We start from the raw sequence: 25,093 nt of genomic DNA on the forward strand, positions 1-25,093 counted from the left end.
TTACTTCTCGACGAGCAGATAGCTGATATGGATGATCTCAAGACACTCATCGCCTACTCCCGCAAAAATGCCATGCGACGCCTGATTCGTTGCCTGTTTGCGGAGAATATTCTCGACCGCTCGACCCTGAGCTTTTCCGCCGAAGGCCAGCAAGCCACGCTGCCCCTGAACGACGCGCGCGCGCATCTGTTTTTCTCCAATATCGCACTGGGACCGGCCGATACCCTGGTCAACGACGGCGACGTGGTGTTGCTGACCGAGGAAGGCGTTCGCCAGCCCATCCACAGTCATCAGGACCTGCTGGATGTGCTGCGTGGCAGCTTCGATTTCGCCCCCTCGGACGAGGGGGTCGCCGGGCTCAAGTCGGACATGGAGAACAGCCTGACCAACGACGCCCATGCGCGTCAGTATCGTCAGCGGTGGAACGCGCGACTGGCCGAAGCCATCGGCAGCCACGGGCTCGCCAGCTTCACCGATTACCTGCGCCAACACGCCAGCACCAAGGACGCGGCCATCCTGCTGGACCAGTGGGGGTCGCTGGAAGGCCACCCGTATTATCCGACCTGGAAATCCCGGCCCGGCCTGAGCGATGCCGAAGTCGCGCAATTGTCCCCCGAGTTCAACGCCCAGGTACCACTGCGCATTGCCTCGCTGCGCGCCGACATGGCCAAAAGCGAAAGCATGCCCCACGTCACCAGCTATCACGCCTGGTTCGCCAGCAACTTTCCGGCGCAATGGGAACAATGGAAGACCTCGCTGCGGGCCAAGGGCCTGGATGACACCCAGTGGTTGCCGCTGCCCATCCATGCCTGGCATCTGCAAGCCTACGTGCTCAAGACCTTTGCCGAAGAAATCGAAGCCGGCATCCTGATCACCGACGGCCCCGATATCCCAACGCTGCCGACCATGTCCTATCGGACCATGATGCCGATGCTGAACGAAACGGCACCGCTGATCAAATTGCCCATCGCGCTCTGGATGACCAGCGAGCTTCGCAGCCTGCAAGCCAAGTCGATTCACATGGGGCCGCGCATCAGCACGCTGATCACCCGGATCCTCGCCGCCGAAAACGGCTTCGATCAGCGCCTGGAAATCTTCCCAGAGGAAATCGGTGTCCGTTACAAAAACGCGATCACCCAGGACGATGCGCCCGGGCGACACCTGTCAGTGGTCTATCGCGCCAGCCAGCAGGCGTTCGAGCGCAGCGACAACTGCCTGCCGATCACCGTGGCGTCGCTGTTCACTCGACTGCCCGGCAGCCACCGGCCGTTGTTCACCGACCTGATCGAGCGTGACGGTGTGCGGGCCACGGCCAGCAGCGTCGAAACCTGGTTCCGTCAATACGCCAAGGTGGTCACCCAACCGGTAGTGGCGATCTACCTGCTCTACGGTATCGGACTCGAAGCCCATCAACAGAACAGCATGGTGCTGTTCACCCCGGACGGCAAAGCCAGTAGTCTGCTGATCCGCGATTTCGGCGATGGCAGGACCTACGCCCCCCTGCTGGAAGAACGCGGTTACCACTTACAAGCCCATGTCCAGCCCGGCATCCTGCCGACGGTGTTCGTCGACGATATCGAGCCGGTACGCATGTTTGTGCTGGATGCGGCGTTCCTGACCCACCTGCACGAAATGGCTCTGTGGCTGACCCGGGAGTACGCCTTGAACAACACACGGATGTGGCAGGTGCTGCGTGAAGAAACCGAACTGGCCTTCGCCGCCGTGCGCGAGCGGGTTTCGCCGCAACTGTGGGAAGTCGAGCGCAAAGCGTTCATCGAGGAGCCCTGGCCCACCCGATCGTTGCTGCGCATGCACTTGATGCAGTACTCCAACTATCGCTTGCAACACACCTTGAGCAACCCGCTCAACGCCGTTTAACCAGCGAGGCTGACTCATGTCCCATGCAGGTGTCATCCAGGGTTCGCCCGTCAGAATCCTGATCTATCTTCTGTTCGCTATCCAACTGATCTCCATGGGGGCGATGGAAATGAGCGGGCCGTTCTGGCCTGTCCATCTGCGTGGGCTGACGTCATCGGAATCGGTGTTCAGCTTTGCCAGCATCGCCGTCTATGTCGGGCCGATGCTGGGCATTATTCTCACCAGCGCATTCTGGGGCCGGATCGGCGACCGCTACGGCCACAAGTGGATGATGATCCGGGCCTTGGCCGGTTTGTCATTGACCCAGCTTGGGCTGGCCTTGTTCAGTGATATCTGGGTGATCCTGGTGCTGCGGTTCCTGCAAGGGGCCTTCGCCGGCTACATTGCCCCGGCCCAGGCCTACGGTGTCAGCATCGAAGCCCCTTCGCGGCGGGCGCGGCTGTTTGCCATCCTGCAGATATCGACCAACGTCGGCTCGTTGCTCGGCGCGGTGGTCGGCGGCTTGATCCTCGATTACGCCACCTTCTTCTGGATCAATCTGATTGCCTCGGCACTCTGCGCCGTCTGCACCGTAGTGGCGGCCGTGACCCTGCCGAATGTGCCGCCGGTGAAAAAAGCCGCGGTGGTAGAAACCACCACGACCCAACCCCCTCCCACCAGCCTCTGGCAAGGTACACCGCTGCTTTCGCTACTGGGGGTCATGGGGATTTTGCTACTGGCGCGGATGCTCCCGCAGACCTCATTTTCGCTGTATGTCAGCTCGGTGTTCGGGGTCAGTAATTCGCTGATCGGCCTGTGCTACGGTTTGCTCGCCTTGGGCTTCATCCTCTCGGCAACACGCTGGGCGCGGTATTTCGAACAGCGTACCCGGCAAGAGACCCTGCACCGCATCACCTTCGTGGTAATCGGCTGTATCGGCCTGACTGCCATCGCCGGCGTCACGCGAAACCCGACGGTGTTTGTCGTCGCCTACTTTATCTGGGGGGTGCTGCTGGGCGCGACGACACCGGTGCTCATGGCGCTGGTCTCGAAAACCGCCGACAGCTCGCAGCAGGGCTATGTGCTGGGGATTGCGCAAAGTACCGCGCAGTTTGCCTCCATCGCCGGGATCTGCATCGGTGGTTTGCTCAGTCAAGTCTATGGCTTGCGGTATACCTACCTGTTCGTCTGCCTGGCCTACGTCGTGGCCCTGGTGCCCATTGTCGCCCTGCGTTACCGGTCGATGGTCATGCCATCAGGCCAGCCCAGCCGTGGCGACTGAGCAAGGAGAAGTCTTTTTGAACATTGCACAACGGCGTGCCGATACCCCGGGTGTCGAACAACTGCCCCTTGCGTCGCGGGTACGGGGCAAACTAGTATTATGAATACTTCTCAATCGCAAAAAACAATTCTGCCATGAGCGATACCCTTCCCGCCCCCCACAATTATCATCTGCGCACGATTGAGGCCTTGTACAGCGGGCATCACGGCTGGTTGTACGCCACGCTGCGCAAGAAGCTGGGTAACGCCATGGATGCGGCCGATCTGGCGCAGGACACATTCGCCCGCATACTCGCCTCCAAAGTGCCGGTGATCGAGCAGCCCAGGGCCTACCTCAGCTGTGTGGCCAAGGGCATTCTCGTCAACTGGTATCAGCGCAAGGCGCTTGAGCGCGCCTATCTGAACGCACTGGCGCTGCTACCGGCGCCTGAAGTGCCCGCACCCGAGTTGCGCTTGATCGTGCTGGAAACCCTGCATGAAATCGACGCCATGCTCGATGCCCTGCCCCCCCTGATCAGACGCTGCTTCCTGCTGTCGCAGATCGGCGGCGTGAAATACGAGGACATCGCCGGGCAACTCGGTGTCTCGCTGATCACCGTCAAACGCTACATGAAGCAAGCCTTCGTGCAGTGCCTGATGCTGGCGGACTGAATGTCGATCCGCCACGGTGACGCGCCGATTGATCCCCGGGCCCTGGAAGAGGCTGCCGAGTGGCTGATGCGCCTGAGCGAAAGCGATTTCAGCGCCAGCCAACGCGCCGACCTGGAGCGCTGGCGCAGCAGCAGCCCAGAGCGCCATCGCGCCTGGGCTCGCGCGCAGAGCCTGCAAGGCAAGCTCGGCACACTGCCACGCGCCCTGGCAATGTCGGCACTGGATCGCCCAAGCAATCCCTCCCGGCGCGGCGCGTTGGCCAAACTGGCGACGATCCTGGCGGTCTTGCCGGCCGGCTGGGGCGGTTGGAAACTGCTGGAAACGCAACAATGGACGGCCGACTACCAGAGCACCGTTGGCCAGCGCCGCGAATTGACTCTCGACGATGGCTCGCGGGTCACCCTGAACACCGACACGGCCATTGATGTGCTGTTTGACGCCAACCAGCGCCTGATCAGCTTGCGCGAAGGCGAGATACTGGTGCAGACCGCGCCGGATGTATTAGCGCAGCCTCGACCGTTTCTGGTCAGCACTCGCCAGGGGCGGATGCAGGCACTGGGCACGCGCTTTACCGTTCGGGAAGTGCAACCCCAAACGCACCTCGCCGTATTGGAAGGTGCCGTCAGGGTCGAACTGCCCCCTGACAGCGGCGTCGCCCCGCTGATCGTCAATGCCGGGCAACGGACCGATTTTTCAGCGCAAGCCTTTGGCCAACTGCTCCCGGTGGACAGCGCCGTCAGCGCCTGGACCCAAGGCATGCTGATGGCCGACAAGATGCGCCTGGCCGACTTCGTGGCCGAGTTGGCGCGCTATCGAAAAGGCTTCGTGCGCTGCGATCCGACGATTGCCGACCTGCGTATCTCCGGTGCCTTTCCCATCAGCGACAGCCAACGCACCCTCAGCATGCTGGTGCAAACCTACCCGATCGTCGTCACCGGGCATTTGAGCGGTTATTGGATGACGCTCTCGCCCGCTTGAATCCCCCTGGAAAACCCGGATTAAAAAATAGTGCGACGCGGGTGATACTTTTTTTGATCTCGGCTGGCTAGGGAAGGAAGCACTTCTCAATCTTGCCGAAAGGGTCACCATTCCATGCTCGTCGCACGATCTCCGCGTTCGGATCGCTCATTGAAACTGGCTGTGCGCAGCGCACTGCTCAGCCTTACCCTGAGCAGCCTCGCCACCCCCCTGGTCATGGCGGCCACACCGGCACAGCTGGATGCGGTCGCGGTCCGCGCCTTCAACATTGCCCCCGGACCGTTGGGGGCAACCCTGTCGCGGTTTGCCGTGGAGGCCGGTATTGCGCTGTCGTTCCAGCCGTCCCTGACCGAGGGGCTGACCAGCCCCGGGCTTTCGGGATCCTATTCGACCCAGGAGGCCATGACCCGGCTACTGGCCGGCAGCAGCCTGGAAATCGTTTCCCGTAGTGACGGCAGCTACTCCCTGACGCCTCGTCCGACCGACAGCGCCGGCGGCCTGACCCTTGCCGAAACCACCATCAGCGCCACCCAGGCGCGCCCGGGCGAATTGCCGCCGGTGTACGCCGGCGGCCAGGTGGCCCGTGGCGGGCGACTCGGACTGATGGGCAACAAGGATGTGATGGACGTGCCGTTCAGCGTCAGCAACTACACTTCGACCCTGATCAAGGATCAACAGGCCACTACCGTAGCTGACGTGCTGGAGCGTGACTCCTCGGTCCGCTCCACCGGCCAGACCGGCGGTGTGGTCGACTCGTTCTTCATTCGCGGCTTTCCGGTGGGCGAAGGCAACCTGGGCGAACTGGCCTTCGACGGCGTGTACGGCGTGGCCCCCAACTACCGGGTCTTCACCGAGTACGCCGAGCGCGTCGAAGTGATCAAGGGGCCGGGCGCCCTGCTCTACGGCATGTCGCCCAACAGCGGGGTCGGCGGAGTGATCAACGTGGTGCCCAAGCGCTCTCTCGACGAAGACTTGACCCGCTTCACCACCAGTTACGCCATGAACACCCAGGTCGGCGGGCATGTCGATATCAGCCGGCGCTTTGGCGAGGAACGCCAGTTCGGCATACGCATCAATGGCAGTACCCAGCAAGGCGACACCGCCATCGACAATCAGTCCAGGAACGTCGGCATCGGCGCCATTTCCCTGGATTACCGGGGTGAACGCCTGCGCACGACCCTGGACCTGATCAGCCAGCAAGAAAAGTTCGATGCCCCCTCGCGGCCCTTCCTGATCAAATCCGGCGTGAAGGTGCCCTCCGCCGCCGACGGTCGGATCAACGTCACCCAGGACTGGGGTTGGGCAGAAACCCGCGACAAGGCCGCGTTGCTCGGTGCCGAATACGATGTGAACGACGCCCTCACGGTGTTCGCCCATGCCGGCGGCGGCAAGTCGGACGTGGCGCGCATGTCCGATCAGACCCCGACCATTCTCAATGCCGCCGGGGACACCACTTCGACCCCCGGTTATTACAAATTCGAAGTCGAACGCTACACCGTGGATGCCGGCGCCCGCCTGCGCTTCGACACCGGCCCCATCAGCCACAGCACCACGTTTCAAGTGACCCACTACCAGGACGAGCTGTCGCGGGGGATCATCTCCGGCGCACCGGTGCTGTCGAACATCTACCATCCGATCGATCGCCCGAAACCCGACATCGCGACCCCGGATGCCCTGAAAGTGTCCGCCACGGAGCTATCCGGCGCGGCCCTGGCCGACACCCTGTCGATGATGGACAAGCGCTTGCAGGTCACCTTCGGCCTGCGCAAACAGAACATCAAGTCTGATAACTACAGCACGACCGGTGTCGTCACCACGTCTTACGATAAAAGCAAAACCACGCCGTTGTTCGGTGTGGTGGTCAAACCCTGGGAGCACGTGTCGCTCTACTACAACTACATCGAAGGCTTGAGCAAAGGCGATATCGCACCGGCCACGGCCTCGAACTCCGGCGAGATCTTTGCCCCCTATATCTCTCGCCAACAGGAAGTCGGGGTCAAGGTCGACTACGGCACTTTCACCTCGACTCTGAGCCTGTTCCAGATCAAAAAACCCAGCGGCGAACTGGCCTCCGGTGTGTTCTCGGTACAGGGCGAACAACGCAACCGTGGCGTCGAGCTGAATGTGTTCGGCGAAGTCGCCGAGGGCACGCGCCTGCTCGGTGGCGTCACCTTCCTCGACGCCGAACTGACCAAGACCAGCACCGTCGCCAATCGCGGCAACACAGCGGTGGGAGTCCCCGAGGTGCAGGCCAATCTCTGGGCCGAATGGGATACGCCCTGGATTGAAGGCCTGACTCTGACCAGCGGCGCGATCTACACCGGCAGCCAGTACGTGGACCAGGCCAACACGCAGAAACTCGATCCATGGACCCGCTTCGATGTCGGCGCACGCTACAGCACCCGGATCGCCGAGCGCCCGACCACCTTCCGGGCCACGGTGCAGAACGTTTTCGACCGTGAGTACTGGTCCGGCGTCGCGTCCTATGGGGCCTTCTCCCAAGGCTCGCCACGCACCCTGCAACTGTCGGCCACCGTCGACTTCTGAAACGTTCGGTCTTGGGCAACGGCCTGGACCGTTGCCTGAGCTGACCTCTGCAAAGGCTTCCACCATGGCATCTGTTCAACGACGCAGCCACACCCTGACCGCCCTGCTGCTGGCTGGCCTGCTGGGCACGGCGCTGCTTTCCTCACTGACGCCACGCCATGCCGTTGCAGTCGAGCAGGACCCCGCGGCCGTCACGGTGACCGACCTGCTGGGACGCCAGGTCAAGGTGCATATTCCGGTCCGGCGAGTGATTCTCGGCGAAGGCCGTCAGTTGTACCTGGTAGCGGCGCTGGACACCCACAACCCCCTCGAGCGCATTGTCAGTTGGCGCAAGGACCTGATCCAGTCCGATCCGGACACCTACGGCGCCTACCTGCGCCAATTCCCCGCCATCGCCCAGATCCCGACCTTCGGCGGTTTCGAGAGCGGCACCTTCGATATTGAACAGGCAATCACCCTGCAGCCGGATGTGATCATCCTCAATATCGAAGCCCAGCACGCCACCGAGGACGCCCGTTATATCGAGAAGCTCAACGCCGTGGGCATTCCGGTGGTGTATGTCGACTTTCGCAACAACCCGATGGAAAACACCGAACCGACCCTGCGTCTGTTCGGAAAGTTGTTTGGCAAGGAAGAGCGGGCCGAAGCCTTTATCGACTTTCGCCAGCAGCAGATCCGTCGTGTCACCGATGTGATCGCGGCGCGTCAACCCGTGCGACCGAATGTATTTATCGAACGCATCGGCGGCTACACCGAGGATTGTTGCCTGAGTTTCGGCAACCAGAACTTCGGCCGTTTCGTCGAAATGGCCGGTGGCAACAACATCGCCAAGAGCATCATCCCGGGTGCGTTCGGACAACTGAACCCCGAGCAGGTGATTGTCGCCAACCCGGACCAGGTGGTTGTCACCAGCGCCAACTGGGAAGCCTTTGCCCCCGGCGGACGCTGGGTCGGCGTGGGCCCTGGAGCCGACCTGTCAGAGGCCCGGCGGAAACTGGCCTGGTACACCCAACGTCCGGCCTATGTCGGAATCAAGGCACAGGAGCACCAAGCCTTCCATGCCATCTGGCATCAGTTCTACAACAGCCCCTATCAGTTCGTCGCCATCCAGCAGTTGGCCAAGTGGTTCCACCCGACACTGTTTGCCGATCTCGATCCCGATGCTTCGTTTCGCGAACTCCATGAACGGTTCCTGCCGGTCCCTTACGAACCCGGCTACTTCGTCAGCCTGCAAGCGACAGAGGCCAAGCCATGAGCTCCCTGGGTGAAGCACAAATCGTACAAAGTGATACCTACCGCCAGTTGGTGCTGCGCAAGCGGCTGATTCTCGCCGGGCTCGCCACGCTGCTGGTGTTCAGCGTAGTGCTCGATCTGGCGCTGGGACCGGCGCGCTACAGCCTGGGCGAAGTGCTCGGCGCCCTGTTTTCACCCGATACCGCACCGGCACAAGTGCGGGTGGTGATGTGGGAAATCCGCTTGCCGGTAGCCTTGATGGCCGTGGCGGTCGGGGCGGCGTTGTCGTTGGCCGGGGCGCAGATGCAGACAATCCTCAACAACCCACTGGCCAGCCCCTTTACCCTGGGCATTTCCGCGGCCGCCGGTTTTGGCGCGGCCATGGGCCTGGCGTTCGGTGTCGCGCTGTTCCCGGTTGCGGCGCAATACATGGTGCCGCTCAACGCGTTCATCATGGCCATGCTCTGTGCGCTGCTGATCCACCTGTTGAGCCTGCGACGCGGTGTGACCGCCGAAACCATCGTGTTACTGGGTATCGCGCTGGTCTTTACCTTCAACGCACTGCTGGCGCTGGTGCAGTTCTTCGCCACTGAGCAAGCGGTCGCCGCCGTGGTGTTCTGGACCATGGGCAGCCTGACCAAGGCGACCTGGCCAAAACTCGGCGTGGTCTGTCTGGTGATCCTGATCACCTTGCCGATCTTCGCCAAGCGCGCCTGGGCCATGACCGCCTTGCGCCTGGGGGATGACAAGGCCGCCAGCTTCGGCATCGACGTCAAGCGCCTGCGCTTTCAGACCCTGATCATGGTCAGCCTGTTGGCCTCGTTCCCGGTGGCCTTTGTCGGCACCATCGGCTTTATCGGGCTGGTCGGACCGCACGTTGCCCGAATGCTGATCGGCGAGGATCAACGGTTCTTTTTACCGGCCTCGCTCATCACCGGCGCACTGATTCTGTCCGCCAGTTCGGTGGTCAGCAAAACCCTGATTCCGGGCGCGATATTTCCCATCGGCGTGGTCACCTCGTTGATCGGCGTGCCGTTCTTCATCTCGCTGATCCTCAATGGGAAGAAACATTCATGGTGAAGATTCAACTGGAGAACCTGGGGGCCCGTTACGGCCAGCGGGAGATTCTTTGCGACGTCACCACCTCGACATTTCTGGGCGGACAGGTGGTCGCCGTGGTCGGCCCCAACGCGGCCGGCAAATCCACGCTGTTCAAACGCATGGCCGGGCTGATCGACGGAGCGGGACGGGTGAATTTGCAGGACTCGAAAAAAGGCCTGCAAGGCATCTGCTACATGCCCCAGGGCCTGAATGCCAGCGCCCGCCTGACGGTCTATGAATCGGTGCTGCTGGCCCGTAAACAGCTCACGCCCGGCTGGAGCGTGCATGACGATGAACTGAAGCGGGTTGATCAGATCCTCGCTGCGCTGGGAATCAGCGAGTTGTCCTTTCGCAACCTCGGCGAACTCAGCGGTGGCCAGCAACAGCTGGTGTCGATTGCGCAAACCCTGGTGCGCGAACCGGAAATCCTGTTGATGGACGAACCCACCAGCGCGCTGGACATGCACCGCCAGGTGCAGGTGTTGAACTTCATGCGCTCATTGGCCAGACAACGAGAAATCATTGTGTTCATTGCCCTCCACGACCTGAATCAGGCCCTGCGTTTTGCCGACCAGGTCCTGGTCATCGCCAATGGCCGCGCCCGGGGCAGCGGCCCCAGCGATGAGGTGATCAATGTGCAGATGCTGCGTGAGGTCTACAAGGTCAAGGCACGGATCGAAAAGTGCAGCCAGGCCAGGCGCCATATCCTGATCGACGATATCGTTTGAACAGGTGGCCTGGGGGCCACGAGCAAACGGCGGCCGCATGTCGGGCCAGCGTGGAAGTGGTGATGGTCGCCGACGTGTCCAGGGGCATCTCCAAGGACCTGGTCAACGCCTCCTACACCCTGGGCTCCAGCCGCGTGGATGCGGTGGTGCATGTGATCGCCCCGGCCTCGCTGCCGGGAGTGCTGGACACCTTGCAGGTGACCATGGGCTGGGCCTGGACCTACCTGGTGGTGGTCGAACTGGTGGCCGCCCCCAGCGGCCTGGGCTACCTGAGCCCCAAGGCCATGCGCGGCTTCCAGGTCGACGTGATTTTCCTGACGATCGCTGTGATCCGCCTGTTGGGGCTGGTCACCGATCAACTGTTCAGACTTCTTCGCTTGAAGGTGGCCACATGGGCTCAGTAACGGCAACAACCCCAGGCTCGTCACACCGATGAGCATCGCCCCGCGCCTGCACGTGGACAGCGTCCGAAGTCTATTGCATGCGCATTCGTTTGATATCTCGCTGCGGCGGTTCACCGAAGAGGCGGCTGTACTCGCGACTGAACTGCGATGAGCTCTCATACCCCACCAGCCCACCTGCACTGCTCGCATCTACATTCTGACTCAGCATCAACTGCCGAGCGGCTTGCAGCCGCAGCTGTTTCTGATACTGCAACGGACTCATACCCGTCACGGCACGAAAGTGCTGACGAAAAGTTGAAGGACTCATATGAGCATTTACCGCCAGGTCATCCATGCGCAGGACCCGATGGAAGTTCTGCTTGAGCCAGGCTACCGTCCTGGCGATATGTTGACTGGGTGAGCCCGCGGTCACGATGTGAAGCAGTTGGGGTCCATGAGCCCCACTGAGCAGTCGAACGATGATCTCCTTGCGAATGAGTGGCGCAATGGGTGCAAGCAATTCCGGCTCATCGAGCAGTTCGACCAGCCGCCCCAGAGCATCAAGCACTCCGGTGTCCAAAGTCTGTACGGTAATCGGCCGAAAGCCATCATCCTTCATGCGTTGCGACAACTGCATACGCTCGGCCACCTGCATCACCAGGGAGTTGTCGAATGTCAGCATGATCCCCAGGAATGGCCGCGCGACGCTGGCCTGAGTCACGTTAGAAATGACCGGCAGGTCCACGCTCGTGACCATGGACTGGCCCGGGGCATAAGTCAGGACCTCCTCACCAACCATGACCTGCTTACAGCCTTGCAGAGTGACTCCCAAGCCCAGACCGTAAATACAATGCATGGGGGACGTGGCAGCCTTGCGTCGGTGCAGGCTGAGTCCTGGAATCGCCGTGACATGATCACCATCAGTTCGCAGAATTCGAGCCACCGCCTCAACCAACGCACGGGGGTCGCCACTGCCCCGATTGCTTCTTGGGGTAGGTTTCACATTCGGCTCCTTGGAGATATCAGATCTTTCGCTCCGACAGCGATGTCGCTCAGAGGGCATTTGGCAACACCATTTTCATACGATGCCAGCATAACCTCAGTATGTGTCGCCGCAGGGCAAGGTGATTGCCTGATCAACCGGATTTATTGCCCAATTTGATGAGGCGCTCTTTATCAATTGCTGGGTTACGCGTTGTTACGCTAACTGTCACTGCTCAAATCAACGAGAGATGCAGTGGCCTTCAGCGAACCGACACCACCTTTGGCCAAGGTTTCATAGTGCGAGGTACAGACCGATGGATCAGAGTACCCAAACCGACGATAGGGCAAATCTGCTGAAATCGAAAATCCAGCGTTTTAGGCAATCATCCCGCTGATCCCGGCAAACCGTTCGGTAACAGAACCGAGACAATGCCCTAACGCTGCGAGAGACGAGCCTGGCAAATGGTACCTGACGCTCACCATTGAACAGCGCTACCACTTGACCTTCGAGGAACATCGCATGACAAACAAACAGGTTTGGCTTATCACTGGGGCCAGTCGGGGCTTAGGCGTACATTTGGCCAAAGCCGCGTTGGCCGCGGGACACGCTGTGGTGGCCACCGGTCGCAATCCACAGAAGATCGTTGCCGCAATCGGTAGCAACGATAACCTCCTCGCGATCAAGCTCGACATTACCCGTCCTGAGGATGCTGTCACGGCGGTAGAAGCCGCCATCAGCCAATTCGGGCGACTCGACGTTCTGGTCAATAATGCCGGCAATTTCTACGCTGGCTTTTTCGAAGAACTGAGTCCTGAACAGGTTCGCCAGCAGATCGAGACGCTGCTGTTCGGCCCCATGAACGTCACCCGCGCCGTACTGCCGGTGATGCGCAAACAACGCTCAGGCCTGTTGCTCACGATCTCCTCCACCGCAGGTATCAGCGGCGGAATGTTCTGCAGCGCCTACGCCGCCGCGAAGTTCGGGATCGAAGGCTGGATGGAATCGCTGGCGCCGGAAGTTGCCCCCTTCGGTGTTCAGACAATGCTGGTGGAACCCGGTTTTTTCCGCACGGAGTTACTCAGTACGGATTCGACAACCTTCGCTGAACCGAACTTGGACGACTACGCCGAGCGCACTCGAGAGACTGTCACCGCCTGGAGCGGCATGAATGGTAAGCAGGGTGGTGACCCGGCCAAACTCGCCGCAGCCATCGTCCAGCTCGCGGCGAGTGACACGCCACCGACGCGCTTCGCAGGAGGTGCAGACGCGGTTCAGACTTTCGAGGCCAAGGCCAAAGCACTGCTAGACCAGGCTGACGCGCACCGGGCTTTGTCCTGCTCGCTGGCCCACGACGACGCTTGATTGCCGCCAGGGCGGCCAAGAATTACAAACATATGATTGGGAGTTTATGAAAATAACAGGCATTTATCACATATAGATTCCAGTACTAAGATGAAACGCCCCCACCGCAATGCGAGTAATAAACATGACAACTGAAACCAACAGGAAAGTGATGACTCGCTTCCTTGAGTTCATCAACACCGCCAGCGAAGCGCTCGCCCAAGAACTCGTTTCCCCCAATGCCGTCTTCCACGTGCCGGGACGCCCCGATCCCGTGAAAGGACCGCAAGGCTACCTGGAAATCATCGCCATGATGCGTTCCGGCTTTCCTGATATTCAATGGACACTCGAAGAGATGATCGTCGAAGGCGATAAGATCGCAGCACGTTTCATCATGCGAGGGACTCACGATGGAGCATTCTTCGGTGTTCCACCGACCCACAAGCCAATCACGGTCCAAGCGATGAATTTCTACCGCCTGGCGGATGGGAAGTTCGTCGAGGAACGTGGGCAACCCGATTTACTAACTCTTTTACAGCAAATCGGCGCAGTTCCAACCTGATCCAGAAAGTCCTCAGAGGGTTGTTTCCTACCGGTCTTGTGAACGGTTTCATAACAGAGCAATACCCCCCGAATCGTTCACCCTCCCTGTTTTAATCCGACTGCCAGGTAGTAAAAGGATCGAACGGGGCGGCCAGTCCCAAGACTGGCCTCCCCTACCCGCGTCAGACAATGTGCTTGTCAAACCATTTCAAAATCAATTCCGGGTGCTGCCCGAAGTAGTTGTAGCCCTGAAATCTAAGGTCTGTTCCTTCAATCCAGAACAGCTCCTTATCCTTGGACGATAAGGTGTCGAAGATCTGCTGGACATTGGAAGGCTTGGTCAGAAAATCGTTACGGACCTGGGCAACAAAGGTCGGCAGGGTTACAGCTTTGGCATACTCCATAGGCCAGACATCCGCCAGGTGATAGCCGGTGCGTCGATGCAGAGCCGCATCGAACCGTTCAACGCCATTGGCGATCTTCTCCCGCTCCACCGCGGTCTCCACGAACACCCTGGGTGTCACCGGCTGCAAGGCAACCAGGGCTTTGACGTGCTTGAACTCTTCAGGATGCTTCTTGATCCCGACGATGGTGGCGTTGGCGCCCAAGCAACGGCTATACAGCACCGTCTTCATGTTTTTAGTGTCAGGCCGGGATTTGGCATAGCGCAACGAGCCCACCACATCACGATATTCCAGCACACCGTGACCGTTTACGCCGCCGCTGCCCGTGCCGCTACGACCATGGTTACGAAGGTCATAGGCAATGATGTTGTAGTCAGCATCGTGCAGGGCCTTGTATTCCGGTAGGAAGTTCACTTCGAAGCCACCGAAGTCCGTCCAGGGCTGCAGATGCCCAGGATAACCGTAGCGGTTGCACGGCATCGGGTGGTTACAGATGACCAACCGGTTGGATTTACCCGGAATAAACCAGCCTTCGATAGTAACCCCGTCCATTGCCGGGAAGAAAATCTCCTCATAGTCCATGCCGTATTCGTTCGGCCAACGCAGAATCGGAGTGCGGGTCGAGTGCGCCATCAAGTCGGCAAGACCGTTGATGAAGGCGTCTGATTTGTCTTGGGGGATGTTGGTATCTGTCATCTTTTCTTTCTCCGCAGCCTGAACAAATGACAGTGTCGAGGCTATAACAGGGAGTGTGGCGAGCGCTGCACCAACTTTCAGCAGGTTGCGCCGGCTTGGCGAGGGAGTGGTGGACGGGTGAACGACATCATCGAGTGGCTTGACCATATCAGGCTCCTGATTACTGCGACGCAGGCACGTACGCTTCGGTAATGACGACACTGCCTTCGGTAGCCGCTAGGCGAAATTTTTTGGCCGCGGTGTATTCCGGCGAGTTGTAGAAACGCTGAGCATCGGCAAGGCTCGGGAACTCGGCGATGGCCATCACCGACTTGGGCTTGCCTTCGACAGCAGGCGCCTTGAGGTTGAAGACAATCACCTTGCCGCCGTACTTCGGTGCCAGCGGCCCGGCCGCATCCATGTACTTCTGGAAAGTCGCCTGATCCTTGATTTCGTAATTGGCAATCATGTAGCCGTGCGGTTGTGCCTCCTGGGCCTGGCTGGTGGTGGCAAGCGCCAGAACGACGGCCGCGACAGCACCTTTGACGAGCTTGTTCATCGTATGGATTCCCATGGTTTGAATAGCAGGCGGTGCGAAACTCCGTCCGCCACACAAGTGGCAGTAGCGGTGAATCGCGTGTTCAAAGTATGGGATGGAGGTGCCGGAGCGAGTTGCCGGATCTGTTTCTTCTATTGCCTGATTCAGTTGATTAACTGATCGGTGAAGATCAATGCCCTCGACGGTGGCATTGGAGTGCACGATAAAATACGAGTCCCGGGGATGGGCACGATCCAGGTTTTCCGAGCCAACCACCAGGCCAGGGCGATTTGCACAGGTGTAGCCTGTTTCTTTTCGGCCATTCGTCTCAGCTACTCGACCATCACATCCACCCCAGCCATACCCAGTAGGTACTGGCAAACACCAACAGCAAGGCATAAGTCGTCGAGGTCGTATCGAAAGCATGCAGTTTGCCTTCGGTCGCCCAGGCCAGGAGCAGCAGGCCAGAAACAACCGCCAAGCGCTTCTGGGCGCCCGTCATTGGCCCAAGCTCAGCCAGGCTGGCCAGAATACCGACGTTCCAGATACTCGTTCCCTGCGCGACGATGATCATGATTCCTGCCGCGATATTGGAGCGTTTGGCAACGCCGAAGGCCGCAATCACGCCCATCATGATCGGCACCACGCAAGCGCTACGCGCCGTTGCGCTGGGCACCACCAGGCTGAGCAGGACGATGACCACCATGGCGCCGAGCAATACCCGCCGGGTACTGCCGCCGACTTTCGCCAGCGTCACCAGCGCGATACGCCGGTCCAGCCCGGTGTGCGTCATCGCGGCAGCGATAAACAGCGCACCGACCACCAGCGCCAGGGCCGGATTGGAAAACCCGCTGAGCGCCATGGTGATGCCGGCCGAAGAGCCGTAGGTCAATGCGGGGTTCTGCAGCGTCGGGGCTGATCCGGGAGAACGCCTGGAAGACCGCGATCTCCTCGGTACAGGGCGAACGTAAATCCTCGGCCAATAGCGCTTTTCCCTGCTCATCCAGGCCCTCGCCCTTGGAGGCCATCACCTGATCGCGATAACGCTGGGTTTCAACGGAGGGATCAATACGGCTGAGGGTGAGGTTGGGCATTGACCCAACCAGGGTCTGCGCCAGGTGGGCGGCCGGGTCGCACGTGGTGAGGTGAACCGACAATCCTCGGTGCGCCAGCTCGACCGCCACTGCCGCGGCCAGGGTTGTTTTACCTACCCCGCCTTTGCCCATGACCATCACCAGCCCATGCTCGTCAGCCGCAATCTCATCGACCAGATCACTCAAGCTGGGGGCGTGCAGCTCGACTGTTGCAGGCTCCAGTCCCCCAATCGCCTGGGTCTCTTCGCCGAGCAACTGCTTCAGGGCCTCAACGCCGACCAGATCGAAGGCTTTCAGGGGCAGTTGGTCCATGGGCAGGGCCTTGAGCTCATCCGGCATCTGGGCCAGTGCAGCCTGCTCCCGGGCATGTACGGCGGCGGCCAGCGGGTCCGTCTCGGCCTCGGTAGCGGGCAACACACCGTTGACCACCAGGAATTGCTCACCCAGACCGATGCGTGCTAACTCCTCACGCGTGCGTTCAGCTTCGCGCAGAGTGGTCGCCTGGGCCCTGGCCACCAAGACCAGTCGAGTGCGTGCGGGATCGGCTAATGCCTCAACCGCTTGACGATATTGATCCCGCTGTTTATCGAGCCCCGCCAGTGGCCCCAGGCAGGAAGCATCACCTTGCCCCGCCTCGAGGAAACCACTCCAGGCCCCGGACAGCTGCTCTTCCATGCCTTTGACCACATTGGCGTCCAGCACGCCTCGCGCCGGCCCGACAATCCGATCACGGTAGGCCTGGGCGGCGGCTTGTGGGTCGATTTCGAGCGCGGACAAATGGGCCACGGCCGGTACAGGGGTGATCTGGTTACCGATGCTGATACCAAATACCTGACCCACGTTGGAGGCGGGGTCGGTACTCACCAACAGTACGCGCTTGCCTTGGGCGGTCAGCTGTAACGCCGTGGCACAGGCAATCGACGTTTTGCCGACACCGCCTTTGCCAGTAAAAAACAGAAAGCGCGGTGCGTTCTCAAGAAACTGCATGAGTCATTCCTCAGCGATTCGATAGACCGAAGTCGTACACGCACACGACTGCCCTTGAGCCTCTCACCCAGATTCGCGGCACACCCATCAAGCTGCATACGGCTTGCAATCGCTGGAACATAGCATGGCTGCAACGCTCTGTTAGGGCCGGCGAGCGCGCCCCAGGCGCCTAATCGAAAGGTGCCTGATATGGGTCAATAATCCCCGCCGGGAGGGTCAGCCATGACAGGCTCATCTCATGGCCCCCAAATGCTCAATACGGCGACCGCTGTATGGCGTTTTGTCAATCGATCTGTATCTAACCGGCTCGCATCGCCCCCTCTATTATCGTGCGCTCCATCAGATGCCTGCCATCTGCCTTCAAGGAGCTACGCCATGCCCGAACTGTCCAACCTGCTTGCCTACGGCCTGATCTCACTCGGCATGGTGCTGACGCCCGGGCCGAACATGATCTATCTCATCTCCCGATCGATCTGCCAGGGACGAATGGCCGGACTGATTTCCCTGGGCGGCGTGGCATTGGGTTTCGTCGTCTATATGTTTTGCGCCGCATTGGGCATCACCGCCCTGCTCCTGACGGTTCCCTACGCCTATGACGCCCTGCGACTCGGCGGCGCGCTCTACCTGATCTACCTGGCCTGGCAGGCGGTCAAACCCGGCGGCCGCTCGCCATTTCAGGTGCGCGACCTGCCCAAGGACAGCCCGCGCAAGCTGTTCACGATGGGCTTTGTCACCAACCTGTTGAACCCCAAAGTCGCGGTCATGTATTTGTCACTGTTGCCCCAATTCATCGACCCCGTCGGCCACGACAGCGTGCTGACACAATCCCTCGTGCTCGGCTTCACGCAGATCGTCATCAGCGTGAGCATCAACGCGCTGATTGCCGTCATGGCGGGCTCCATCGCGGCATTTCTCGCCAACAGACCGGTATGGCAGATTGTGCAACGCTGGCTGATGAGCACAGTCCTCACCGGTTTGGCCGTACGCATGGCCGTCGAGGGGCAGCGCTAAAGCAGGCTGTTTGCGCTTGAAAGCAAAAGGGGACATTGCTCCAGAATAAATACGTCCCCTTTTCACTCACAAAAACAACAAAGCCCAGCAGCGGCCTGGACCGGGCGTTTTCATTCGACCGTGGCCCCCTCGCCGATCAGGATATCCTCGAAGAATGCCCCGACCGCTTCGGTGGGATGGCATAGCTGGATTTCCAGGACCCAGACCATTTCGCTCGGGACAATCGCCAACTCGGCCAACTTCGCCTGACCGAACAAGGCGTGGGGGAAATCGGCGATGCGATGCCCGGCCAGGTTGCGCTCCAATCTCCAGCCCTTCGAGGCGGCGCTGCGTTCGGCGAAGTCATAGAGCTCGCGGCCGGTCAGCCCCTGGTGCCAGGCCTCGCGGGTTTCGTCGAATACCTCATGCAATGCCTTTACGCACGCCCGGTGCAACGGATGCTCACCGAAGACGAAGGTATCGCCATAATCGCCCTCATAGCCGTCCCACACCGGGCCGAGATCGACCACGGCGATATCGGTTGCGCGCAGCTTGCGGTGTGGGTCGATGCCCTGGCGTGGCGTGCGCACGGTGTCGTCGCCAAAACGGATATAGGTCGGATGCCAAGTGTGGGACGCGCCCATCGCTTGCAACTGCTGATTGGCCATCTCAAGGGCCTCGGCGGTGGTCATGCCGACCCGCAGCTGGCTGGCGATCGAGGCCAAGGCACGGACCGATTGCTCGCGGGCGGCCAACATGCCGTCCAGGGAATAGCGCGGGCCGACTTTTTCCCAGACCGCATCCAGCGGCTTGAGCGCCGACTCGGGCAGTGACATACCGCTGGGCACAAAAGCTTCCGCGACAAACCGGTGAGCCGGCAGGCCCGCCGCGAGGCAGTGCGCGCGGACATCGCGGATCATCGAGCTGTTACCGCAGGCATAGACCTGCGCCCGCGCCCAAGGATGCGCCTGCTCAAAGGCCACCTGCTGCATCCGGGCCTCTGACGACAGTACCGGGTGCCAGGAAAAACCGGGGTGCCTGGTGCTGGCCCGGTCCAGCAAGTCGCGTTCGTAAAAATCCTCTGGCCGCGAGCCGCCCCAGTACAACGTCACCTCGGCGCCCCGGGCCAGCGCGCTCAGCAGGAGCGGCTTGACCCCGGCGTAGCCGGTTCCCGTGGCGAACAGAACGACAGGACGTGTCTCTTCGTGCTGCCAGGTACAGGCACCCAATGGGCCTTCCAGCGTCAGCGTATCGCCGACGGCCAGCGTTGCCAGGACCTGCCCGGAAAACAGTCCGCCGGGGACCTGGCGAATATGAAAGACCAGTTGGCCTCCCTCCTCTGCCGGGAGATTGGCAACAGAGAAACACCGACTGTCGCCATCGTCGAGGCGAAACCTGACGTACTGGCCGGCACGAACCTCAACAGGCTTCGGGGTTTCCGGCATCAGCACCAGCTCGGTGATATCCACGCTCAGTGCGCGTTTGCCCAAGACTCGTGCGGGGATTTCCAGCGTGGGTACGTCCAGCGACCATCCGGGGATTTCCAGGCGCATATCGGCGCAGGCATGGCTCTGGCACAGCAGCATTTCATCGGCGGCAAGCGGGTAGGAAGGTGCCGCTGCGTCCGCGGCCAGGAGCTTGTCACGGTACTGCCCGGCGATGACCTTGACCTTGCACGAACCACACGCCCCCCGACGGCATGAGAACGGCACCGACAGGCCACTGGCGAGCATGGCGTCGAGCAGCAACTCGTCACCGGCCTCGAAGGTTTTGCCCGCGGGCGACAACTCAATGACATGGCGTGTGTTCATAAGGACCTCGGGGTGAATGAGGCCCAATTGTTGCGTTAGACTAGGACCATTAGAACCTCCAGTTTTGGATAATTCAGATGGTCCAGATGCGTAAATGGCGGCCCTTGCTCAAGCTGGAGGGGACCGAGGCTCAAGCGTCCTACCGCAAGATTGTCGAAGGCCTGGTGACCGCGATTGTCGACGGGCGCCTCACGCCTGGGACGCTGCTGCCCGGAACACGGGAAATGGCGCAGTTGCTTGACGTCAACCGCAAGACCGTGATCCTGGCCTACGAGGAAGCCGTGACCAAGGGCTGGCTGGTCAGCGAACCGCGCCGGGGGACCTTCGTCAACGCGCAACTGGCGCCCATGGCCAAGGCCCGCAGCGCCCCACCGTCCTTCGCACTGGAACTGCGGGCGCAACCCGCCGTCCCGTATTTCAACCCGAGTCACCAGGCGACGGCACTGCAACATCAGCCTGGGGCGCTGTTCTTCGATAACGGCGCCTGCGACCACCGTTTGCTGCCGCAAGCCGTCCTGCATCGCTACTATCGCAATGCGCTGCGCAAGAGTTTCGTCTCCAATACCGTGCGCCACGGCTGTGACGGCACCAGTCATGCGCTGCGCCGGGCACTGGCCGAGATGCTGCGCAACAATCGCGGCCTGGCCGTTGAGGCCGAGCATATCTGCCTGACCCAGGGCGTGCAGATGTCGCTGTACCTGACCGCCAGCGCACTGCTGGAGCCCGGTGACGTGGTGCTGGTGGAACGCCTGAGTTATCCGCCGGCGTGGGAGATATTCCGCAAATTGGGCGCGCGATTGGTGACCGTGGACCTGGACCGCGAAGGCTGCCGGGTCGATCAGATCGATGAGCTGTGCCGACGGCACAAGGTGCGAATGATCTATCTCACCCCTCATCACCAGTTCCCCACCACCGTCAGCCTGCATGCCGGGCGTCGACAACAACTGCTGGCACTGGCCAAGCAGCATGATTTCTGCGTGATCGAGGAAGACTACGACTACGAGTATCACTTTGACGGTCGCCCCTATCTGCCTCTCGCCAGCGACAGCAGCCAACGGCATGTGATCTATATCGGTTCGCTGTCCAAGTCGCTGGGCTCGACGTTCCGCTGCAGCTATGTGGTTGCGCCCCCTGATGTGATCGAGGTGCTGAACCGAAACGCCGCGCTGACCCTGGGTCATGGGGATGCGGTCGCGCAGCAGATGCTGGCGGACCTGATCAATGACGGTGAACTGAAGAAGCACCTGCGCCGGGTTTCGAAGGAATATCGACGGCGTCGAGAAACCCTGCAGCGTTGTCTGGTGGAAGGCTTTGGCGAGCGGATTTCGGTGCAGGAACCCGAAGGCGGGCTGGCGCTGTGGGTCCGTTTTGCCGACGACATAAACGTCGGCCGACTGGTGGAAAAAGCCCTGGAGTTCGACCTGGTGGTGCGAGACAGCCGCCAGTTCTCTCCCATGGATCAATCGGAGAATGCACTGCGTCTGGGCTTTGCCTCACTGGATCGAGATGAAATCCGCCAGGCCACACAGCGGTTGGCGCAGGCGGCGCAGGCCATCACCCAGTAGGTACCGGTACCGCCCATTGAAATATTCTGTAACCCCCTCGATTTGGCAGGAGCGGCGGCAGCGCGTTCAATGGGCGTTTTCTGCAAGGAGCGGGCTATGCCTACCAGTCAAATCATTCTGATGGCCATTTTTGGGGTTGCTCTCATCACCTGGGGCGCCTGGCGGGACATCAAGAACCATAAAAAGGAAAAAGCAGCGCGGCAGGCTCAGGGCAATACCGGGTTTTAATCGGGCTCGCCGCCCCGTTCTCCCGAAAACACAAAGCCCAGCACCCAGCTGGGCTTTTTTCATTGCGTTGGTCTTAACCTTTCGGAGGCGCCTTGAGGCTATCCAATCGACCGCTCTCCAGCAAAGCCTTGTACTTCAACGCATCCGCTTCACTGTGATAAACGCCGACCAGCACATCGCCTTGATAGACATCCCACATCCTGACACCCGCGCTACTGGAGTCATGAGACATGTGGTCCTCGTCGCGTTCTTTGATAGTAATGACCATTGGCACATCCTCTGGGTTGAGGCCGGTAAGGTATTTTTTACTCCTGTTGCTCCCAAGATTCCACACTCAACGCCTTGGATACAGGCAGGAAGGTCCGTATCTTTTTGACTCGCTGGGGATTGAAGGACGAAAGCTACAAGCCTAGTCGGAATGTCTCATCCCAAGGCAAAATCCGCGGGATCGAATCGCTCGCTCGTGTCCATCCGAACACTTCGCAGGCTCACCGTTTCCAGGTGTGATGCGTATAGAGGTTCCGCAAAATAGCTCATCAGGATGGAGCGACGGCGGGCGCCGGTTGAGTTCAGACTGCCCGCATGCACCAGGTCGACATCAAATACCAGGATGTCACCCGCAGAGCCGGAAAGCTGCACCGACCGGGACTCGTCATTGAAGTCGAATGGCCGCTCTCCCTGTTCGGGGCGATGGCTGCCGGGGACGATACGGGTCGCGCCGTTCCCGGGGCCATAATCGTCGAAATAAGCCAGGGCGCCCACCCTGTCGCCGGGCCGTTGGGCCGACAAGTCGCGGTGCAGTTGCTGATGACCGCCACCGGCCAGGGGCTCGCGACCCTCCACCTGCGAGAGGAAGAACCGCTCTCCCATCAACTCCCCCACCACCGCCAGCACCTCCGGCAGACGGCACACCGCCTGAATCGTCGAATCAACGTCCAGCAGCGAATGCCGACAGTCCATGCCACGCGGCACTGGCCATTGGTCCGAAGGCTTCACGCCCGCCTCGAACACGGCGCGAAGCTCATCCAGCCACTCGGCCGGGATCGCTTGACGGAGCAGCACATAGCCCTCTCGGTGGAGTTGCTCGTGGTCCCGACGAATATGAGGGCGATTCACCCGGACCGAGCTCATGCCAGCAGCTCGGTGATCCAACGGGCCTGCCGGGCGATGTCTTGCACCTTCTCCTCGGGCACGGCCTGCCGCGCCCGGGTGAAACTGGTCAGGGTCTTCTGCTTTTCGCGCAGCATACGCCGCCACTTGAGCAGGAAGGCCGGGCTACGGGCCTGCATCTGCAGCGGGCCGAAGTACAACTCCTCGGCGGTGTAGAGCACCGGCCCGGCGCGCTCGGCGACGATGATTTCGTAGTCGAAGCGGTTTTCCCGCAACAGTTCCTCACAGAGGATGCGATAGCCATTTTCCATCAGCCATTGACGCAGTGGCTGCTCACCGCCGTTGGGCTGCAGGATCAGCCGCTCCTGGCCGCTCAGGTACACCTTGCCGTTGTCGAGGATGTCGCGGATCGTCTCGCCACCCATGCCGCAAATGCTGATCGCGGTGATCCCGTCTCCCGGCTCGATCGCCGCCAGGCCATTGGCCAGGCGCACGCTGATCCGCAAGTCCAGGTCGTTCTCGCGCACGGTGCGTTCGGCCGAGTGGAACGGCGTCGATGCCACCTCCCCGGCCACCGCCGCCGTGATAACGCCACGGCGCATCAGCGCCACCGGCAGATAGCCGTGGTCCGAGCCGATATCGGCCAGGCGCGCACCAGCCGGCACATGCGCCGCCACGCGTTCCAGGCGCATGGACAATGTCTGTTCGTTCAACTGCCACTCCTTTTTGGGCACAGATTAATACCGTGAGGGTATTCCCGGCCAAGGTCAACCCGCCACCGACCGACACCCGGTCGCCCAAGCCCTCTGCAAGCATCAATCAGGAAAAGTGGGACGAGGAAAAGTGGGACACCCATTAGCCGGTCTCCCCACCTCAGTTGGCCGCACATGATGATTTGGGCTTTGGCTTACGCCTCCGTCGCCGACGGCCAGCCGACCCGTGCCGCACTGCGAAGATTGGACTGAACGACCAAGCGATGAAACGGGGCAATGAGAAAAATATAGAGGCGACCCAAGCGGTTGTGGCAATGAACAACGGTCGACAGGGTCAAGTGACGTTTAGCGCCCGGCGACGACTGGCCGGAACACAGAACAGAGAGCCTGAAGTCCAGGTGCTTGTCGTCTTCGCCAAGAACAACTTCAGTTGGACTTGTGCTGTAGAGCTTGAAGATGCCGAGTCGGCCCGCTCCGCTCTGCACATCCAGTGAGGCGAGATGCTTGGCTGTCTTGAGGCCGAAACCGGCGACGAGCGCGTCTCGAACCGCCATGAGTCTGCTGACCCAAGGCGCCTGGTGAGCGAAGATGAACCTCGCCAACAATTCGGGATTGGTTGACGCTCCGCTGGGAAGCTCGATCGAGTAAGCGTCGGCGAGATTCATCGATGCGTAGGCTTTAGCAATCGATGACTCTGGAGGAAGCGACACAGAGGTTGCGTGATGGTGTTCGGTTGACATGTAGGCGGCCTATGGTTCGTTTCTGAGGTCTAACGCCGAGCTGACCGGCACGCTTGCGTGACGGCTACGTCCGCCCTTTTCACCCCATACTCAACGCCTTGGAAACGGGGGGCGCTTTATTGGCTGGCAACCTCAACCATTCGGAGGGTTGCCCGACGCTGACGATAGCTGATTAGACGGGGATTTGCCCTCCAACAAGGCATCCACCACCGCACGCGCCACCTCCACCGAATGCAGCATGCCCCAGAACAACGCCCGTTCGACGGGGTTGGTGTGCAGGCTGATTTCGTCGCCATTGAGTTCCGCGGTTTCGAGCAGATTGGAAACGTAGGTCAGGGCATCCTGGGCGGTGATGCCGGGTTGGATGGCGAATAGCGTGGGTTTGTAGGGCGCTTCGGGGATGACAGGTTTGGAGCTGGTGAACGCGAGGGTATCGAGCAAACGAGGGGTGTTGGCCGGGACCGACTCGGGTTCGTTGGATGGGGTATCAGAAAGTTTGCGTAGATACAGGCTTCTGTCGGCGGTACTGAGAGCTTTGCGAACAACCGGCGGATCGGGGGTGATCTTCTTAGTCATGGTGACGCTCCTTTTCATGAATGGAACTTCGTCA

At 60.6% G+C, this 25,093-nt stretch carries 22 protein-coding genes and 3 pseudogenes; 14 read left to right on the forward strand and 11 right to left on the reverse strand.

Annotated features, from left to right (window positions below; translation table 11 throughout):
* Positions 1-27: 27 nt before the first annotated feature.
* The 9 genes and pseudogenes from AC07VG_RS29190 to AC07VG_RS29230 all read left to right on the forward strand — a co-directional run.
* Positions 28-1,878, forward strand: coding sequence for an IucA/IucC family protein (locus AC07VG_RS29190; protein WP_495022329.1), 1,851 nt, complete (start codon positions 28-30; stop codon positions 1,876-1,878).
* A gap of 16 nt (positions 1,879-1,894) precedes the next feature.
* A complete protein-coding gene (locus AC07VG_RS29195) occupies positions 1,895-3,139 on the forward strand; it encodes an MFS transporter (protein ID WP_495022330.1) in 1,245 nt (414 codons plus the stop codon).
* 134 nt (positions 3,140-3,273) lie between these two features.
* The gene (locus AC07VG_RS29200) at positions 3,274-3,789 is read left to right on the forward strand and encodes a sigma-70 family RNA polymerase sigma factor (protein ID WP_495002787.1); all 516 of its coding nucleotides are present in this window, start codon (positions 3,274-3,276) and stop codon (positions 3,787-3,789) included.
* On the forward strand, positions 3,790-4,767 hold the full coding sequence (locus AC07VG_RS29205; RefSeq protein ID WP_495022331.1) for a FecR domain-containing protein: 978 nt from the start codon (positions 3,790-3,792) through the stop codon (positions 4,765-4,767).
* A gap of 114 nt (positions 4,768-4,881) precedes the next feature.
* Entirely contained in the window at positions 4,882-7,314 is a 2,433-nt protein-coding gene (locus AC07VG_RS29210) for a TonB-dependent siderophore receptor (protein ID WP_495002785.1), read from the forward strand.
* Between the two features lie 64 nt (positions 7,315-7,378).
* Positions 7,379-8,569 (forward strand): ABC transporter substrate-binding protein, encoded by a 1,191-nt coding sequence (locus AC07VG_RS29215; protein WP_495002784.1) that lies wholly within the window; start codon positions 7,379-7,381, stop codon positions 8,567-8,569.
* Positions 8,566-9,627 (forward strand): FecCD family ABC transporter permease, encoded by a 1,062-nt coding sequence (locus AC07VG_RS29220; RefSeq protein WP_495002783.1) that lies wholly within the window; start codon positions 8,566-8,568, stop codon positions 9,625-9,627. Before AC07VG_RS29215 ends, AC07VG_RS29220 begins: the two co-directional genes overlap by 4 nt.
* Positions 9,621-10,376 carry an ABC transporter ATP-binding protein gene (locus AC07VG_RS29225; protein WP_495002782.1) on the forward strand — a complete coding sequence of 252 codons (756 nt, stop codon included), beginning with the start codon at positions 9,621-9,623 and terminating at the stop codon, positions 10,374-10,376. Before AC07VG_RS29220 ends, AC07VG_RS29225 begins: the two co-directional genes overlap by 7 nt.
* A 53-nt stretch (positions 10,377-10,429) precedes the next feature.
* Positions 10,430-10,780: pseudogene (locus tag AC07VG_RS29230) on the forward strand (ABC transporter permease); the annotation flags it as partial.
* Between the two features lie 70 nt (positions 10,781-10,850).
* Here AC07VG_RS29230 and AC07VG_RS29235 read toward each other — a convergent pair.
* Positions 10,851-11,714, reverse strand: coding sequence for an AraC family transcriptional regulator (locus AC07VG_RS29235; RefSeq protein ID WP_495022353.1), 864 nt, complete (start codon positions 11,712-11,714; stop codon positions 10,851-10,853).
* A 549-nt stretch (positions 11,715-12,263) separates the two neighbouring features.
* Between AC07VG_RS29235 and AC07VG_RS29240 the strand changes: the two genes are divergently transcribed.
* On the forward strand, positions 12,264-13,106 hold the full coding sequence (locus AC07VG_RS29240) for an SDR family oxidoreductase (RefSeq protein ID WP_495002781.1): 843 nt from the start codon (positions 12,264-12,266) through the stop codon (positions 13,104-13,106).
* Positions 13,107-13,230: 124 nt separating this feature from the next.
* Positions 13,231-13,647 carry an ester cyclase gene (locus AC07VG_RS29245; protein ID WP_495002780.1) on the forward strand — a complete coding sequence of 139 codons (417 nt, stop codon included), beginning with the start codon at positions 13,231-13,233 and terminating at the stop codon, positions 13,645-13,647.
* Positions 13,648-13,810: 163 nt separating this feature from the next.
* Here the strand turns inward: AC07VG_RS29245 and AC07VG_RS29250 are convergent, their stop codons facing one another.
* The 4 genes and pseudogenes from AC07VG_RS29250 to AC07VG_RS29265 all read right to left on the reverse strand — a co-directional run.
* The gene (locus AC07VG_RS29250; protein ID WP_495022332.1) at positions 13,811-14,875 is read right to left on the reverse strand and encodes an alpha/beta hydrolase family protein; all 1,065 of its coding nucleotides are present in this window, start codon (positions 14,873-14,875) and stop codon (positions 13,811-13,813) included.
* Between the two features lie 13 nt (positions 14,876-14,888).
* Positions 14,889-15,266: a DUF1330 domain-containing protein gene (locus tag AC07VG_RS29255; protein WP_495022333.1), complete on the reverse strand. Its 378-nt coding sequence runs from the start codon at positions 15,264-15,266 to the stop codon at positions 14,889-14,891.
* A 361-nt stretch (positions 15,267-15,627) separates the two neighbouring features.
* Positions 15,628-16,167, reverse strand: a pseudogene (locus AC07VG_RS29260) (anion permease); the annotation flags it as partial.
* Between the two features lie 55 nt (positions 16,168-16,222).
* Positions 16,223-17,326 (reverse strand): annotated as a pseudogene (locus AC07VG_RS29265) (ArsA-related P-loop ATPase); the annotation flags it as partial.
* 375 nt (positions 17,327-17,701) lie between these two features.
* Between AC07VG_RS29265 and AC07VG_RS29270 the strand changes: the two are divergent.
* Positions 17,702-18,337, forward strand: a complete 636-nt coding sequence (locus tag AC07VG_RS29270) for a LysE family translocator (RefSeq protein WP_495002777.1) — start codon at positions 17,702-17,704, stop codon at positions 18,335-18,337.
* A gap of 110 nt (positions 18,338-18,447) precedes the next feature.
* Here AC07VG_RS29270 and AC07VG_RS29275 read toward each other — a convergent pair whose 3' ends face one another.
* The gene (locus AC07VG_RS29275; RefSeq protein WP_495002776.1) at positions 18,448-20,127 is read right to left on the reverse strand and encodes a M24 family metallopeptidase; all 1,680 of its coding nucleotides are present in this window, start codon (positions 20,125-20,127) and stop codon (positions 18,448-18,450) included.
* Between the two features lie 77 nt (positions 20,128-20,204).
* On the opposite strand from AC07VG_RS29275, the gene pdxR reads away from it, so the two are divergent.
* Both pdxR and AC07VG_RS29285 read left to right on the forward strand, forming a co-directional pair.
* Entirely contained in the window at positions 20,205-21,692 is a 1,488-nt protein-coding gene (pdxR, locus tag AC07VG_RS29280) for a MocR-like pyridoxine biosynthesis transcription factor PdxR (protein ID WP_495022334.1), read from the forward strand.
* A gap of 96 nt (positions 21,693-21,788) precedes the next feature.
* Entirely contained in the window at positions 21,789-21,920 is a 132-nt protein-coding gene (locus AC07VG_RS29285) for a hypothetical protein (protein ID WP_495002774.1), read from the forward strand.
* A 73-nt stretch (positions 21,921-21,993) separates the two neighbouring features.
* On the opposite strand, the gene AC07VG_RS29290 is transcribed toward AC07VG_RS29285, so the two are convergent.
* From AC07VG_RS29290 to AC07VG_RS29310, 5 genes are all read right to left on the reverse strand, one after another.
* Complete coding sequence (locus tag AC07VG_RS29290) at positions 21,994-22,188, reverse strand: hypothetical protein (RefSeq protein ID WP_495002773.1); 195 nt, start codon at positions 22,186-22,188, stop codon at positions 21,994-21,996.
* 155 nt (positions 22,189-22,343) lie between these two features.
* Complete coding sequence (locus AC07VG_RS29295) at positions 22,344-23,051, reverse strand: phytanoyl-CoA dioxygenase family protein (RefSeq protein WP_495002772.1); 708 nt, start codon at positions 23,049-23,051, stop codon at positions 22,344-22,346.
* Complete coding sequence (locus AC07VG_RS29300) at positions 23,048-23,743, reverse strand: tRNA (adenine(22)-N(1))-methyltransferase (RefSeq protein WP_495022335.1); 696 nt, start codon at positions 23,741-23,743, stop codon at positions 23,048-23,050. Before AC07VG_RS29300 ends, AC07VG_RS29295 begins: the two co-directional genes overlap by 4 nt.
* Before the next feature lie 194 nt (positions 23,744-23,937).
* Positions 23,938-24,483, reverse strand: coding sequence for a DUF2867 domain-containing protein (locus AC07VG_RS29305; RefSeq protein ID WP_495022336.1), 546 nt, complete (start codon positions 24,481-24,483; stop codon positions 23,938-23,940).
* A gap of 132 nt (positions 24,484-24,615) precedes the next feature.
* Complete coding sequence (locus tag AC07VG_RS29310; protein ID WP_495022337.1) at positions 24,616-25,059, reverse strand: hypothetical protein; 444 nt, start codon at positions 25,057-25,059, stop codon at positions 24,616-24,618.
* Positions 25,060-25,093 lie beyond the last annotated feature (34 nt).

Source organism: Pseudomonas sp. GW821-FHT03C07 (assembly GCF_059420925.1).